Origin of the sequence: Gimesia chilikensis, assembly GCF_008329715.1 — a bacterium.
Lineage (GTDB): Bacteria > Planctomycetota > Planctomycetia > Planctomycetales > Planctomycetaceae > Gimesia > Gimesia chilikensis.
This window is the reverse complement of the sequence record NZ_VTSR01000018.1, coordinates 1-14,009: the sequence shown is the minus strand read 5'-3', so window position 1 is coordinate 14,009 and position 14,009 is coordinate 1. Positions and strand designations below refer to the sequence as shown.

Sequence of the window (14,009 nt, the reverse complement as noted above, 5' to 3'; positions counted from 1 at the left end):
ACTCTCTCCAGCAGAATCGTCATGGCATTCAACGAACTACCAGACCTGAATCAGTGTCGCCCGTTTGCTTATGACCGTGAGTCGACAGATCACGGTTCTAAAATTGGTGGTGCTGTCCCGAGGGATGTAGAGCCTCTGTATGTTGATGTGAATCAGAAATATTTCGGTACGATCGAATTTGAGACAGGCCGGGCTGTCTCACTGTTTTACTCATTCGATATTTATGGCGATGATGAAACACGCGATGTAATTTCGTTTAACAACCGGGTGCTTTTCCCCTCGAAGATGATTCACGCGGTCGTCCATCAGGGTGGCATGTCGGACAGTGCTTCAGGGATCAAAGCGGAAGTAAGCTGTCAGCGAATTCGGTTCGAACCGATGCAAACAGATCGAATGCCGGAATCCCCGGAACAAGTTTCTCCCTGGTCTAAAGTCGGTGGAAGACCATGCATAGACAATGTGGCGCGCGTCGGTCCTGCCTTTGAAGAGTTAGAACAGAGCGGATATCGGCAGTTGTTTCAGTTTGACACCCCGGACCCTCGACGCGAAGCGTATATTGATGGTTTTCCCTGGGACCCCGGCTGGTTGCATGTCTTCGTGCGGGGAGAACTTCTTGAAGAAGCGGAGTTTGCTTTCGTGGTTCAACAGTAATAGTTGCTCGTCCCCACTCGAATGTATCAATTAAAGGTCAGCAAAATGGATGTATCGTTTACTAACTCGCGTGAGGAAGTCGCTGCGGCGAAGCGGGTTGAAACGGACTGGGCGGCATTGAGTACAGGACAGCAGATTCGTTCGCTTGAGGTGGATGGGTATGTTGTGATGCCGGACCTGTTGTCGGCAGAGCAGATTGCGGGGATCCGTGAAGAGCTGATGCAACTGCCGACGCAGGGAACCGATTACAGCGCGCATCAGCGGGGATTCAGCGGTGTGCAGTGGACCGACTCGCCGAATGCGATCTCGGTGATTGCGCTGCCGACGATGATCTCGTTTTTGGAGCGGCTGTTCGGGGATGAGCTGATCTGTACGTCGTGTACCTACGCGGTTTCACAGCCGGGGCATCCGGGAATCGCCATTCATACGGACGCGCAGCCTTATGGTTCGAAAATCTTCGGGCTGGGTGCCAGTTCGCCCTGCCTGGTGCGGGTGCTGTATTACCTGGATGATCTGACGCCTGAGCATAGCCCGTTCAAAGTGATTCCCGGTTCGCATCTTTCACTGCACGCGGACGGCAACCCGTATCGGCGTTACCTGTCGCATGAAGATGAAGTGCTGGTGACCTGCCGTGCGGGCTCGGCGGTGATCATCAATCAGAAAGTATTCCACGCTAATTATCCCAATTTTAGCGACACTGACCGGCACATGCTGGCGATTGCCTATCGCCCGGCGTGGGCGGGGCCGATTGGAGAAGTGCCCGATTATGATCCGGAGCAGGTGCAGACGTTACCCGAAAACGTACGACCGCTGTTTCGCAGTCTGAACACGCAGAAGATCGACTATGATCTGCCGAATCGACCTGACAACATGGCGCGGTCAGCGCCGGGGATCAGTCCGCGGCGGTATGAGTGAGTGTAGACCAGTTCGTGGCAGAAGTGCATTCACCGCGCAGAGCCGATGAGCTTGCTTTCGATGATAGGGAGTTAAAATGTATTTTGAAGATCTTTCCCCCTACAGATATTATGCGGACGACAACTGTTGGTATGAGTTCGCTGACGACTGTGAATTTGAAAAACTTCTTAATATCGGCTGGCTGGATAGCAATCATTCGTTCCCGGTTGGGACTATAGACGACGCGCTGTTCAAGAAATTACGAGACCTGGTCTGCTGCATCCCAAAGAGGATCAATATCCATTTTGCTCGAATTAGAGGACAACGCCCCTGTAAATTGTGTAAAGCGTATGCAAAAATCAGGTGCAAAATTGGCGGAATGCGTCACCTTGGTTGCACAGAACTCAGGATTCCTTCACGAGAGCAAAAAGTCGTATTCACCTCACCGGATATGATACTTCATTACATCGAAGAACACTCATACCTACCACCGGTTGAATTCTTAGATGCATTGCGGAATTTTGATACAAGTCAGCCATTTGATGCAGAAGAATTAGGTAAAAATATCATTGAGCGTCGTGTGGGACCCTAGTATGGTCATTCGATGCGAGGTGCGATTGCCATTAGAAGCCGCGTGCCATAGCAGTTGGGTAGAATCACCAGTTGATAGTCTATAAGTCCTTCCAGAACTTCCTGCATCATCATCTTGAACCCGCTGGTATTAAAAAACAGACGCATGCTTTTCATGGTTGGCTGCACGATAGCCGGTTTTCCGGCGTCTATGGCGGCCTGCAATTCCTGCGTCAGTTCCAGTTGCGAACGATATCCGCGAATCAGAACTGCTCCCTGTTGCTGGAGCGCCGTGATGGTGTCTGTGATGTCCGAGACCATACTTTTATGCCAGAGCCAACTGATGGTTTGAATTCATATCTATCTGAGCGGAATGGCCGCCAGGTAGCGGTAATTTCTATACGTCGCGTGATACAACACCGGCGGCTATCGCCGTGCCGCTCAGGATCTGTGATTGCTATTTTAATCTGAATTCGAGTTGGATCATACTGCGGAGGAGCCGGGAAACCAGACTGGTTGCAGGTTGGCGGGGGATCGGGTAGGGTGATGTTTCAATTACCGATTCAGTTCAACCAGCAAGGAGTGTCAGTATGAGTGATCGAATTGTAATGCGTACGGGGGAATGTCTGATCGCCGGTGGTCCGCCGTTTACGGCTGCGGAACCGGAAGTGGTGATTGGTGAGCTGGATGGCCCTGTAGGGACAGCGATTGCCACGCTGACCGGCGGACAGTCTGCGGGTCACTCGAAGGTGTTCGCGATTCTGAATACGGATATCCAGGTCAGGCCGGTCACGCTGATGGTGAGTAAGGTCACGGTCAAGAGCAGTGCCTACACGAACATTCTGATGGGAACCGTGCAGGCAGCGATTGCCAATGGTGTGCTGGATGCAGTGCGGGCCGGTGATCTGCCGAAAGAGAAAGCGAATGACCTGGGAATAATCTGCTCAGTCTGGTTGAATCCGGGTGCCGCGACCGATGAGAACCTGGATCACAAGGCGCTGTTCGAGATTCATCGCAAAGCGACCGCACAGGCGATTCATAAAGCGATGCACAACGAACCCTCGATCGACTGGCTGCTGGAGCACCAGGATGAGATCACGCATAAGTATTACCAGAAGGGTCTGGACGGGACGCTGTAAGCGGGGCCCGGTTTTCTGGCTCGCGAGAGGGATGCTGGATGCCCGAATTGAAAATGACGCGTCGCCATGCGATTTGCATGGCAGGCGCGCTACTCAGCGCCGCCTGCACCAGCGATAAAGGAGACGATCAGTTGGCTGGTAACCATCAGAGTCATCCCCCTGTGAACACGATCACAGAAGCGTGGCATCGAATCCATGACTGGCTTTCAGCACATGCCCCAAAAATCCTTGCTAATCTGAATCCGCCAGCTACCGCGCAGGAAATTCAGGAAGCCGAACAGGTTTTCGCTCTGGAAATGCCGGAACAGTGGAAAGAACTCTACCGCACCCATAACGGAATGAATTCAGAGGGGAACCTGGGGAGTCTCTTCTATGGTATGCAGTTCCTTACACTACAAGAGGCAATTCGAGAGTTTAAAAACAACGACGTACCAGTAGATAACCTGGAGCCGGTTCGGGCAGCCGATTCAGGCATTCGCAGGGAAGACATCTATAATCCCAAATCGATCGCCTTTGCACATGACGGTGGAGAAACACTGCTCCGCGTTGACATGGATCCTGCTCCCACTGGAACTGCCGGGCAGGTTATCTTCACTGATCATGCAGACGACACTGTGATTCTGCTGAATAAAAACCTGTTGCAGTTCATGAAGCAATTTGTAGATGACCTCGAAGCAGGACATTATTTTTTAAACCAAGAAGCTCTGGCAGAAGGAGATGAATTCCTTGACTGTAAACCTGAAATTGATGTGATTAACTGGTCGTTTTCATCGCGATGGGAGCACCTTAAGGATTAACAGGTGTCTCAGGAGTCAGCTACTTTTGGTCACTTCTAAACTAACCAGTTTCAACCGGGGCTAACGCCCTGCGGCTAATGGTGTGCCCCGTTATGGAACGGAGATACCAGGGAACCCTTGTCAGGCAAATCCAGGTCAACACCGGCGGCTGGCGCCGTGCCGCTCAGTTTTTTTCTACTTTTTGAACTGTGCGTTGATTGACTTGAGGGTTTCTTCGGTGAGGACCTGGCCACCGGCGGGGCCGACGAGGTTACTTTCGATGATAGCGCTGTAGCTGCCGCCGCGGACGGCTCTTTCATTCGGAACGTAGGAGCCGGGGCCGCAGAGCTGGATGATGAAGGTCTGAAGGGCCGGGCTGCGGGACTTCATCTGAGTGCCGAAATCGGTGAAGAGTTCGAAGTCGTTCGTGGCGATGGCGATGTCGCCCAGGCGGAGGGTGTGCAGTTCCATCGAATAGGGACGGGAGGTGCCGGCCTGCTGTTCGTCGTAGCGGTCGAGGACGCGTTGTTTCCAGTTTTTGATCCAGACCTTGGAGGGATCGTCAGCGTAGGCCTTGATCTCTTTGGAAATTCGCTCGTGGTCTGCTTCGCTGACAGTCTGTAGCGGGAGTTCGATGGTGCGGACTTCGTGCTTGAGCAGTGCGTCGGCATGTTTTTCCTGCACGGCACCAGCATAAGCTTCTTCCCAGCCGGCGACGATCCTCCGCGACAGTTCTTCGAGCAGCGTCAGGTTACGGAGCTGCATCATGCGAGCCTCGGCTGCTTTGCGGTACATGGGGCGGGGGACCTGATCTCCGGCGGCGCCGGCCCAGCCGAGCACGGTGAGCTGGTCGCCATATTTTTCTTGAGAGCTTCGCGAACCGGGTGCCAGAAGTCGGCGTTGACGGTGCTGCGTCCTTCGACGGCCTGGGCGGGACAGGCGATGTTGACAGCAGTGGCGATGAGTTCGTCTTTGTCATTCCAGAAGCAGAGGACTTCCATGGTGTGATCTTCGTAGCCTTCGATGCCGCGAAAATCCTTGGTGCTGGTACTGCCGTACATTTTGGCCCAGCCTCCCTCATAGAGGGCCCGGCGATTCTGGGCGATGACCGCGTGCCCGAGTCCCCAGCCGACCTGGCCCGGCTGCCGTTCGTTCCAGGCCTTCTGAATGGCGTCGGCAATTTTCTGTGCGGCGAACTCGACGAATTCTGCAGGCTGTGTGACGCCGGTCTTGGGAAGTGTGTAGCGACCTTCGATCATCGTGGGCGCGGTGTGCGTGTGGGTCGCGTTCATGATGACCTTCTGCAGCGAGAGGCCGGGCAGCTGGTCTTTGAGTTTTTCGCGGACTTTTTCGTGAATGCCGCCCCGGATGCAGACCAGGTCACAAGAGACGAAGACAACGTGTTCCAGTGATTTGTCTCCGTCGCGGGATTCCAGCACGAGGACGTTCGCGGTGACCGGGCTTTCGACCGTTTTCGCAATGCGGGTCCGCATCTGGCCCGTGAGTGAGACCGGCAGCTGGGGAGTGATGTCGGTCGACGTGGCGCCCACATAGAGTTGGGCGGCGTCTGCAGTGGAGGCTGCAAACAGGCAGAGCATTGTCAGGCAGGCGAAACGGACAAGCGGGCGTGAGTACATGTGAAAACTCCTCGATGGCTGGCGGGGTTTAGTGGGCGACGGTGTCCAGGGATTCGAAGTCGGCTTCCTGAAAGTCTTCGACGGTGGTCAGCCAGTGTTCCTGAATAAAATCCTGGTGTGCCTGATGGTTGCTGTAGAAATCGAACTCTTCCTGCGTCGCGAACTTCATACTGATGCCGAAGGTGTGGTCGTTCTTGGGGCTGGTCTGGCGGCGGATGGTGAAATCTTTGACGCCGGGGATGGCAGCCAGGTCGGCGGCAGCGGCGAGGAAGGTCTGCTCTGCTTCAGAACCGGGGGCAGACTTGAGACGAAAGGTTACGGTATGTTCAATCACGGATGATCCTTCAACTTGATAGCATTACGGACTCGACTTGAATGCGGTCCCGACGTCGGGAAGCCGCTCATTCCATGTTAAGCAAGCCAGCTGGAATTTGCTATCGAAGTTGATCACCTGAAAGAACAAAGGCGGGCCCTGCCGCCGGTCATCAGCGACAGAGCCCGTTCTCCCCCATTACAGACATTTCATGAAAGCGACCAGGCTTTCTTTTTCCTGTGGTGTCAGATCGAGTTTCAAGACGAGGTTGTAGAACTCGACCGAGTCGGCCAGCGTGAGCAGGCGCCCGTCGTGGTGATACGGTGGCGAATCTTTAATGCCCCGCAGTGTGAAGGTTTTGATGGGGCCGTCCGCGATGTTGTACTGATCCGAAATCATTTCCGGTTTGTAGAAGCGTTCGAGGTGCAGATCGTGCATCTTGTTGTCGAGATAGAAGGGTGCCGGATGACATTCGGCACAACGGGCTTTACCGAAGAAGAGCTCCTGCCCCTGCAGTTCGAATTCCGTCGCTTGCGTTGGATCAAGCTTGCCGAAGGCATCGAGTTTGGGCGCGGGAGGGAAGTCGAACATGTTCTGCATCTGGGCCATCATCGAAACGGTATCACTGCGATTGGGCAGGTGCACTCCTTTTTTGGCTGCAGTCACATGATCGCCGTCGAAGTAAGCGGTGCGCTGTTCGAATTCCGTAAAGTCCTCCACACTACGCAGTGAGCGCTTAGAGCCGTGAATCTGCTGATTGAACATCCCTCGCAGGCTGACCGTATCGAGACGGAAGCGGGCTGCCTGGGGACGCGTGTCCGGATTGAGGTGAAACGCGGCGTTAGTGTGCCCGTTAACGTGACAATCGAGACAGGTCACACCCAGGCTGGGTTCTTTGACTTTGCGATCCTCGGTCTGGTTGAACTGCTGCTGTGGAAACGGTGTCAGCAGGACCCGCATGCCTTCCAGCTGGACCGGAGTCAGGATGCCTTTAAAAAGTTCGTAGTAGTTTTTGATTGAGAGGACCTTGCCCTGCGAGACATCGCCGAGATCGGGTCGGCTGGAGAGGAAGATCGGCGGCGGAAATTCGGGCGTCAGGTGGTCGGGCAGGTCGAAGTCGATATCGAAGCGGGAGAGATCGCGCTGCTCCAGTTTCTGCATGGCGTCGATCTGCTGTTTGGGAAAGACCTGTCCGCCGGTCTTGTGGTTGGCGTGAGGCAGCGGGCGGAATCCGTAAGGAAACAGATTCTTCTCTTTGATCTCCGCGGGTGACATCTGGGAGAGCTGTTCCCAGGTGACTCCCTGCGGCAGTCTTACCCGCACGCCATCCTGCACCGCTTTGCGACCGGCTGACATCATGGTCTGGGAAGGTTTATCGCCCAGATGGTAACGCTGCTGCATCAACGACTGCTGACGCTGCATCAGTTCGTCTTTCTGCTGCATGTCCTGCTGCATCGTTTCGGAAAATGGCTTGTCGATGACGATCTTCATGAAGCTCTGATCGGGCAGCTGCTCCTGTGCCTGCGGTTGCTGCGTGGGTGGATACGCGACCGCGAACGAAATGAGAAACAGGCTTAACAGTAAACCGACGGCTGTGATCCCGAATGACTTGAGTGACATGGTGGTTCCCCTTTAGGCAGATGGTCTGCTTCAAACGCAGGATGTTCGAAGTCTCGTGGCCCGTCTTTTGTATAGCCTGCTATTTTTCTGTATGACTTTGATGAGAACAAAACTGCAGGAGCTGTGCCAAAACGGGAGGAAACACAAAAGAGGCTAACATTGCGGGATTATGGCACATCAGGGGTGCGATGAAGAACGACAAGGGGGCATCCTGTACAGGCGAACTGACGGCTGAGCAACCAGGCTGAGTGATCACCGTACAATGAAATCAACCATTGGGGAGAACATGCGTGGCTCAGGCGTCGGCCAGTATGCGTCGGAGCGTCGCCTGGCCGAGAGAGACGTGGCGGCGTTCGCCACTGTCGAGCAAAATCAGCCCCATCAGTAGCGCCCAGCCGAGAGCGCGCTGAATCAGGCAAGGCTCAGCGTCATAGATATCAAGGAATGCGGTTCTGCTGGCGGGGGTTTCCAGTAAGAGCCAGGTGCACGCCAGATCGGTCGCGGGATCACCGGCTGATACGTCCCCCCAGTCGATCAGGCCGACCAGGGCACCATCGCGAACAATCACGTTGCGGGGATGCAGATCGCCGTGAATCCAGACCATCTGGTCAGCGGGGGGCGTCTCACAACAGGCGTGCCAGATGTCTGTCAGACGCGTGACATCGACGTCGGTACATTCGCGTTGCCGATGCAGTCGTTCTTCGACTCCCTGACTGCGCGACTGCAGGGGAACGCCACGATAGGGATTCTGCGGTGCCCCGTCTTCAGCCGGCTGATGCAGTATAGAAAGGGTTTCCGCCAGCAGGCGAACGTCTGCGTCAGGGAAAGCATGCTTCTCAGAGGTTTGCCCGGGAACCCAGTTCACAATGCTCCAGGTCCAGGGAAAACGGGGACCGGAGGAACCGATGTGAACGTGGAGAGGCAATTCCAGGGAGAGCCGCTCTGCAAGTTTTGGCAGACAGCGCTGTTCATTTTGCAGGAAAGGTACCGCGGCAGCACGGCGGGGCAAGCGGACCGCGTGATGTTCGCCGATACGAAAGATGAAATTGTCCCAGCCTTCATCGACCAGAAACAGAGGCTGATTTGCTAATGCAGGATAATCAACCAGCAACAGCTGGCGGACCAGTGGCAGGTCGACCTGGATTTCAGCCTGGGGTTGGTTCAAGTGGATTTCCTCGGTTTCAAAGTAGGACAGTTGATTGAGATACAAGCAGATTGCATTCCAATCAGGACTAAAAACAGACTTTTAGACCGAACAGTCCACAATCGTATCATTTACCAAACGTTTGTGAACCCCAGTCTGTCACAAGTCATTTATTCAGTCATTAATATCTCCACATGAAGATACTTGACCTGAAAGTATGGCTGATCTATGCTTGTCGTACGATAAATTCATTCCTCATGCGAGCGCGGAGTCATCATAAATTTATGGCACAGGATTTGATCGACATCTTAATCAGTCAATGGAAAACAGAACGCCCGGACCTCAATGTCGAACCCATGGGGGTTGTCGGTCGGGTTTTGCGACTGGCGACGCGGCTGGAGCGTCGGGTGAGTGAAACACTGAAGCCGTACGGTCTGACCGTGGGGGGCTTTGACATTCTGGCCACGCTCCGCAGAGCGGGAGATCCGCAGGGTTTGACGCCCACGGAACTGATGGAGGCGGTGATGCTCTCCTCGGGAGCGATGACGAACCGGATTGACCGTCTGGAGGAACAGGGGCTCGTCGAACGTCGGCCTTCCCCCAGTGACCGCCGTTCGTTGAAGGTGCTGCTGACTGCAGAGGGGCGAAAAGTCGTCGATGAAGCGGTCGCGGATCGACTGGATGAAGCGGAAGGTGCGTTGTGCGGGCTCAAAACAGAAGAGCGGGACCAACTGGCGGATCTGTTGCGGGCGATGCTGCAGGGTCTGAATGATTGATAGTGGCTATTCAGGGAGAACTGATATGCATACGTGTGAAAAACGATTAGGCGAACTGGTCCTGCGAACCGAAAACCGGGAAGCATTGGTTGCCTTCTACCGAGACGTCATTGGACTGGAACTGTTTGCCAGCTTTGACGGAGGCACCTTCCTGAAAGTTGCAGATGACTTCGACGGGCATCCTCAATTGCTGGCGATCTTTGATCAGACCTGGGAGTTCAGCGGACCGCAGGAAATCGAAGTCGGTATGGCCCGGGCCCGGACAGGGACGCTGCATCACTTCGCTTTCGCGATGGAACGGGAAGTATTCGAAAGCGAGAAAGCGCGGCTGGAAGCGCTGGAGATCGAGATGATGCTGACGGACCATCGCCAGTTCGGCTGGCACTCGATCTATCTCTTTGATCCGGACGGGAACTCGGTGGAGCTGGTCTGTTATGACGAAGCGATTCTGGACGCTGCCGCGAACCAGCGGGTGCGGGAGAGTGTCGAGGGGTGAAGACCTTGCGTTTTTTTGCTACCACGAAAGGCACGACACTCTTTAAAGAGTGTCGTGCCTTTTTTGCTTGGAGTCGAATCTGATGCACAAAGCTGACGTGGAAATTTATGCGGACACTTCGGACTTTGCTGTGATACGGCGCTCGTCCCGAATTGCATTCGGGCTCAACCGTGAAATAGAGATTGTGAGTGGTAAAGGATAAGCACAGTTGGACAAACAAACTGTGTCTCCCGGCGATTCACACTGTCCAGGAAATTCAACCAGCATCAGACAGCTCACCAGTGAAGGGTTCACTTGGATTTCAGGCTACGGATGGCTTGCAGTAACAATCAGTCTCACATTTCAGGTTTTGTGGAAAACAGTGTTTTTATATCAATTATGACCATTTTTTCACTCCAAGATTGACTAGCAACACTTTCGTTGCTACCCTCTAAACCAGAGCAACAAAAATGTTGCTACTGTTTCCAGGAACTTAAATGGAGTCGAGGAAATGAGAAACATTGTTGGGCCCATCCCTGAACCCGAAGATCTACATGGACGCGAAAGGCTTGTTTCTGAGGCCTGGAGCATCTTAGAACAGCACAACCTGCTTCTCCTGGCTCCACGCAGGTTTGGCAAAAGTGGACTCTTGAGACACTTTTGTCGACATCCTCAGCTCAGTTTTCTTCCGCTGTCGTATGACCTGGAGGACATCACCACCGGGGCACAGTTCGTTCAACGGTTAATCGAAAAATCAGGTGAGCAGAAAGAATTACGACCGCTGTTAAAGCAGTGTGGTGATTTAGTGAGTGATTTTGTTGATGCATTCAGCAACAAAGTAGAATCCATTGATGGTTCCGGAGGAGTCCCCGGGGTGACTTTTCGAAAGAAAGTTGAGCAGACTGACTGGGAACCACTGGCACGAAAAATCATGTTGTCGTTGGAAAAGGCGGAACAGCCTCTCTTGTTCCTGTTCGACGAATTGCCGGAAATGTTAAAAAAAATTGCCCACTCAGAAAGTGACGAATCTGCCACACGCTTCCTGAGTTGGTTTCGAACAGTTCGCTTGAATGAAAACGATGAGCTACGGAGACATCGCTTTGTAGTGGCAGGCAGCACAGGCCTGAACTACATTCTGGATCGACGTCTGAGGTGCCCCGAAACTCTGAACGACTTCAATCGACTTGCCGTGGAACCCCTGGAAACCCCAGATGCCGCAAGTCTCTGCTGCAAGTTGGCGGAAAATGAAAAGCTCACAATTTCAGACGACACCGTGGAACACCTACTTACCTGCATTGGACAACCGGTCCCCTATTTTATTCAGCTGTTCTTTTCGGAACTGGCCCAGAGGAGAAAAGCATCAGACACAGAAATTACACAAGAGATGATCGACACCATTTACCAACGACGTCTGATGGGGCCGACCTGCAAACGGTACTTTGATCAATACCGACGAAGGCTAGAGCAATATGATGCCGATCAGGAGAAAGCGATTGTTAATATTCTGATCACGGTTGCCAACGCAAAGAATCCCGCCACTCTGCCACTGCTTTACGAAGTTTACATTGAAGCACGCGGTGCAGAAGCCAATGAGATTGAATTCAATGAATTACTGGCAGATCTGGAATGTGACTGGTATCTGGAATGGAACCCGCTAGCCAATACCTATTCTTTTTTTATGAACATCATGAAAGACTGGTGGGCGCGATGGTATCACAATACCACTGTTAATTCAGGTTTTGAAATGGATAAATAAATACGTGAAAAATGTAAGACATAAATACAACGCGCATGAAGTCAGTGATCAGGAAAGAGCCGCCACATTTGCTGCCAGACAAAACATCCTGGATTTAATCCTGCGCCGCCTAACAGACCAAACAGGCTCAAGTTTATTACTCACAGGGCCACGTGGTGCTGGCAAATCCACTCTAGTGCAAATGGTCCGGCAAAAAATTGAAGAATCTGAAGACCTGTCTCAAAACTGGCTGCCAGTGATTCTCCCCGAAGAACTGATCGGAGTCACTTCGCTGCGGGATTTTTTGTCCTGCATACTGGAGCAACTTGGACTTACTGGATTTACGACTGGTGAAAATTTTCACAACCAATGCGAGAATGAATTTGATGAAGAATCCAGCGAAGCCCTCGCCATTGAGGGAATTAAAACTGTCGCAAAAGAGACAAACAAAACCCTTCTCGTTGCCGTTGAAAACCTGGACCAGCTATTTTCACGTGCGTTAGACGACGAACGAATGCAATCCACACTTCGTCGCCTCCTGATGTACGAAAGACAGATGTGCCTGCTGGCAACGTCGGTCAGCATTCTGGGTAATCATCAGGAATATGACCACCCTTTCTGGGAATACTTTGAAGAAATCCAGCTTTTACCTGCCAACGATGTTGAGACTGATGAAATATTAAAACTGCGTGCCCATTACGAACTGAATGATGCCTTCCTCAATCGTTATACGCAATCACATGGACTGGTGCGCGCCATCAATCGGTTGACCGGAGGTAATCCACGACTGATCGTGATGCTTTATGAAGTGATCACGATGGGCGACGTGGAATCCGCAGTGGCAGTTTTACGACAACTCCTGGATGAATTGACCCCGTTATATAACGGTTTGCTTGACCGTTTATCGAACCAGCATCGAAAAATTGTAGACGCGATCATGCGTCAGGGGGGGCAGGCGTTCGTCCATGAGATTGCCTCAACAGCCAGGCTCCCTGAGAACACGATACGTGCCCAGCTAAAACGATTAAAGGATACCGGATGCGTGAATGTAATCGGGGGTGGAAAGGGAAAAGAAGCTGTTTACACTGTAGAAGATCGCCTCTTTTCAACCTGGTATCAACTCCGATATTTCCGCCCCCAACGACGCCGAATTGAAATTTTTATCGAAGTCTTACGTGTCTGGTTCTCTGCGGAAGAACGACAGCGTCAGTTATCTGAAATTTTCAAACGTCAAGAAATGTCAAACGATTTGATTCAGCCGGAACTGAGCCGGTATTTGCTCGACTCTTTAGAGGGGACTGAATACTACGCAAAGAATCATGAACGCTGGAAAAGCTATTATGCCACCAGTTCGAATTTCAAAAATGCTGACGATCCAGACACAGAATTCGTACCTGGGGAGAAAATAGCAACTCCTTTAAGCCGGGCATTCTCCCCCGGAGAGAATGAAGACTCCCAACAGGAAATCGACGAATACACTCGTATTATCAACCTGGCCGAAACATCTGCTGACCAGGTTGCCCAAGCGCTCTTTGACCGTGGTGTCACATATGGGCTACTGGGAGAGACTCAGCAGGAAATCGAAGACTATACCCGCGTCATTGATTTATCCGAAGCACCGCCTGACCAGATCTCAAAAGCACTCTTCAATCGTGGTTATGTTTACGGGCAACGGGGAGAGACCCAGCAGGCAATCAAAGACTACACCCACGTCATTAATCAATCCGAGGCACCTCCTGACCAGATCGCAAAAGCACTCGTCAATCGTGGTGTCATATATGGGCAACTGGGAGAGACCCAGCAGGCAATCGAAGACTACACCCGCGTCATAGATCTACCCGATGCACCGCCTGATCAGATCGCGAAAGCACTCTTCAATCGTGGTATCACTTATGGGCGACTGAGAGAGACTCAGCAGGCATTCGAAGACTACACCCGCGTCATTGATTTATCCGAAGCACCGCCTGACCAGATCGCAAAAGCACTCGTCAATCGTGGTTATGTTTACGGGCAACGGGGAGAGACTCAGCAGGAAATCGAAGACTACACCCGCGTCATTAATTTACCCGAGGCACCGCCTGACCAGATCGCAAAAGCACTCGTCAATCGTGCTATCACATATGGGCAACTGGGAGAGACCCAGCAGGCATTCGAAAACTACACCCACGTCATCAATTTAACCGAGGCACCACCTGACCAGATCGCACAAGCACTCGTCAATCGTGGTTATGTTTACGGGCAACGGGGAGAAACCCAGCAGGAAATCGAAGACTACACCC

15 protein-coding genes are annotated in these 14,009 nt (G+C 52.7%); 9 read left to right on the top strand and 6 right to left on the bottom strand.

Going from position 1 to position 14,009, the window contains the following annotated elements; translation table 11 throughout:
- The first annotated feature begins 21 nt into the window (after window positions 1–21).
- The 3 genes from FYZ48_RS21235 to FYZ48_RS21225 all read left to right on the top strand — a co-directional run bounded on the left by FYZ48_RS21235 (window position 22) and on the right by FYZ48_RS21225 (window position 2,137).
- On the top strand, window positions 22–651 hold the full coding sequence (locus FYZ48_RS21235; RefSeq protein WP_149344092.1) for a hypothetical protein: 630 nt from the start codon (window positions 22–24) through the stop codon (window positions 649–651).
- A gap of 45 nt (window positions 652–696) precedes the next feature.
- The gene (locus FYZ48_RS21230; protein ID WP_149344090.1) at window positions 697–1,566 is read left to right on the top strand and encodes a phytanoyl-CoA dioxygenase family protein; all 870 of its coding nucleotides are present in this window, start codon (window positions 697–699) and stop codon (window positions 1,564–1,566) included.
- A 76-nt stretch (window positions 1,567–1,642) separates the two neighbouring features.
- Window positions 1,643–2,137, top strand: a complete 495-nt coding sequence (locus FYZ48_RS21225) for a DUF7919 family protein (protein ID WP_149344088.1) — start codon at window positions 1,643–1,645, stop codon at window positions 2,135–2,137.
- Window positions 2,138–2,142: 5 nt separating this feature from the next.
- Here FYZ48_RS21225 and FYZ48_RS21220 read toward each other — a convergent pair whose 3' ends face one another.
- Window positions 2,143–2,436, bottom strand: coding sequence for a hypothetical protein (locus tag FYZ48_RS21220; RefSeq protein WP_149344086.1), 294 nt, complete (start codon window positions 2,434–2,436; stop codon window positions 2,143–2,145).
- A 269-nt stretch (window positions 2,437–2,705) separates the two neighbouring features.
- On the opposite strand from FYZ48_RS21220, the gene fae reads away from it, so the two are divergent.
- Together fae and FYZ48_RS21210 are read left to right on the top strand one after the other, a co-directional pair.
- Complete coding sequence (gene fae / locus FYZ48_RS21215; RefSeq protein WP_145190482.1) at window positions 2,706–3,254, top strand: formaldehyde-activating enzyme; 549 nt, start codon at window positions 2,706–2,708, stop codon at window positions 3,252–3,254.
- Between the two features lie 38 nt (window positions 3,255–3,292).
- Window positions 3,293–4,051, top strand: coding sequence for an SMI1/KNR4 family protein (locus tag FYZ48_RS21210; RefSeq protein ID WP_149344084.1), 759 nt, complete (start codon window positions 3,293–3,295; stop codon window positions 4,049–4,051).
- A gap of 174 nt (window positions 4,052–4,225) precedes the next feature.
- On the opposite strand, the gene FYZ48_RS21205 is transcribed toward FYZ48_RS21210, so the two are convergent.
- From FYZ48_RS21205 to FYZ48_RS21185, 5 genes are all read right to left on the bottom strand, one after another.
- On the bottom strand, window positions 4,226–4,825 hold the full coding sequence (locus FYZ48_RS21205; protein WP_149344082.1) for a hypothetical protein: 600 nt from the start codon (window positions 4,823–4,825) through the stop codon (window positions 4,226–4,228).
- A complete protein-coding gene (locus FYZ48_RS21200; protein WP_149344080.1) occupies window positions 4,795–5,667 on the bottom strand; it encodes a neutral/alkaline non-lysosomal ceramidase N-terminal domain-containing protein in 873 nt (290 codons plus the stop codon). The genes FYZ48_RS21205 and FYZ48_RS21200 overlap by 31 nt, the downstream gene beginning before the upstream one ends.
- A gap of 28 nt (window positions 5,668–5,695) precedes the next feature.
- Window positions 5,696–6,001, bottom strand: coding sequence for a Dabb family protein (locus FYZ48_RS21195; RefSeq protein WP_149344078.1), 306 nt, complete (start codon window positions 5,999–6,001; stop codon window positions 5,696–5,698).
- Window positions 6,002–6,178: 177 nt separating this feature from the next.
- Complete coding sequence (locus tag FYZ48_RS21190) at window positions 6,179–7,600, bottom strand: cytochrome B6 (protein ID WP_149344076.1); 1,422 nt, start codon at window positions 7,598–7,600, stop codon at window positions 6,179–6,181.
- A gap of 295 nt (window positions 7,601–7,895) precedes the next feature.
- Window positions 7,896–8,765: an aminoglycoside phosphotransferase family protein gene (locus FYZ48_RS21185; RefSeq protein ID WP_187782149.1), complete on the bottom strand. Its 870-nt coding sequence runs from the start codon at window positions 8,763–8,765 to the stop codon at window positions 7,896–7,898.
- 263 nt (window positions 8,766–9,028) lie between these two features.
- Between FYZ48_RS21185 and FYZ48_RS21180 the strand changes: the two genes are divergently transcribed.
- The 4 genes from FYZ48_RS21180 to FYZ48_RS21165 form a co-directional block, all read left to right on the top strand.
- Window positions 9,029–9,520 (top strand): MarR family winged helix-turn-helix transcriptional regulator, encoded by a 492-nt coding sequence (locus FYZ48_RS21180; RefSeq protein WP_149344072.1) that lies wholly within the window; start codon window positions 9,029–9,031, stop codon window positions 9,518–9,520.
- A gap of 25 nt (window positions 9,521–9,545) precedes the next feature.
- Window positions 9,546–10,016 (top strand): VOC family protein, encoded by a 471-nt coding sequence (locus FYZ48_RS21175; RefSeq protein WP_187782148.1) that lies wholly within the window; start codon window positions 9,546–9,548, stop codon window positions 10,014–10,016.
- Window positions 10,017–10,644: 628 nt separating this feature from the next.
- Complete coding sequence (locus FYZ48_RS21170; protein ID WP_149344068.1) at window positions 10,645–11,751, top strand: hypothetical protein; 1,107 nt, start codon at window positions 10,645–10,647, stop codon at window positions 11,749–11,751.
- A 4-nt stretch (window positions 11,752–11,755) separates the two neighbouring features.
- The coding region (locus tag FYZ48_RS21165; RefSeq protein ID WP_149344066.1) for a tetratricopeptide repeat protein at window positions 11,756–14,009 on the top strand (2,254 nt) is incomplete at its 3' end.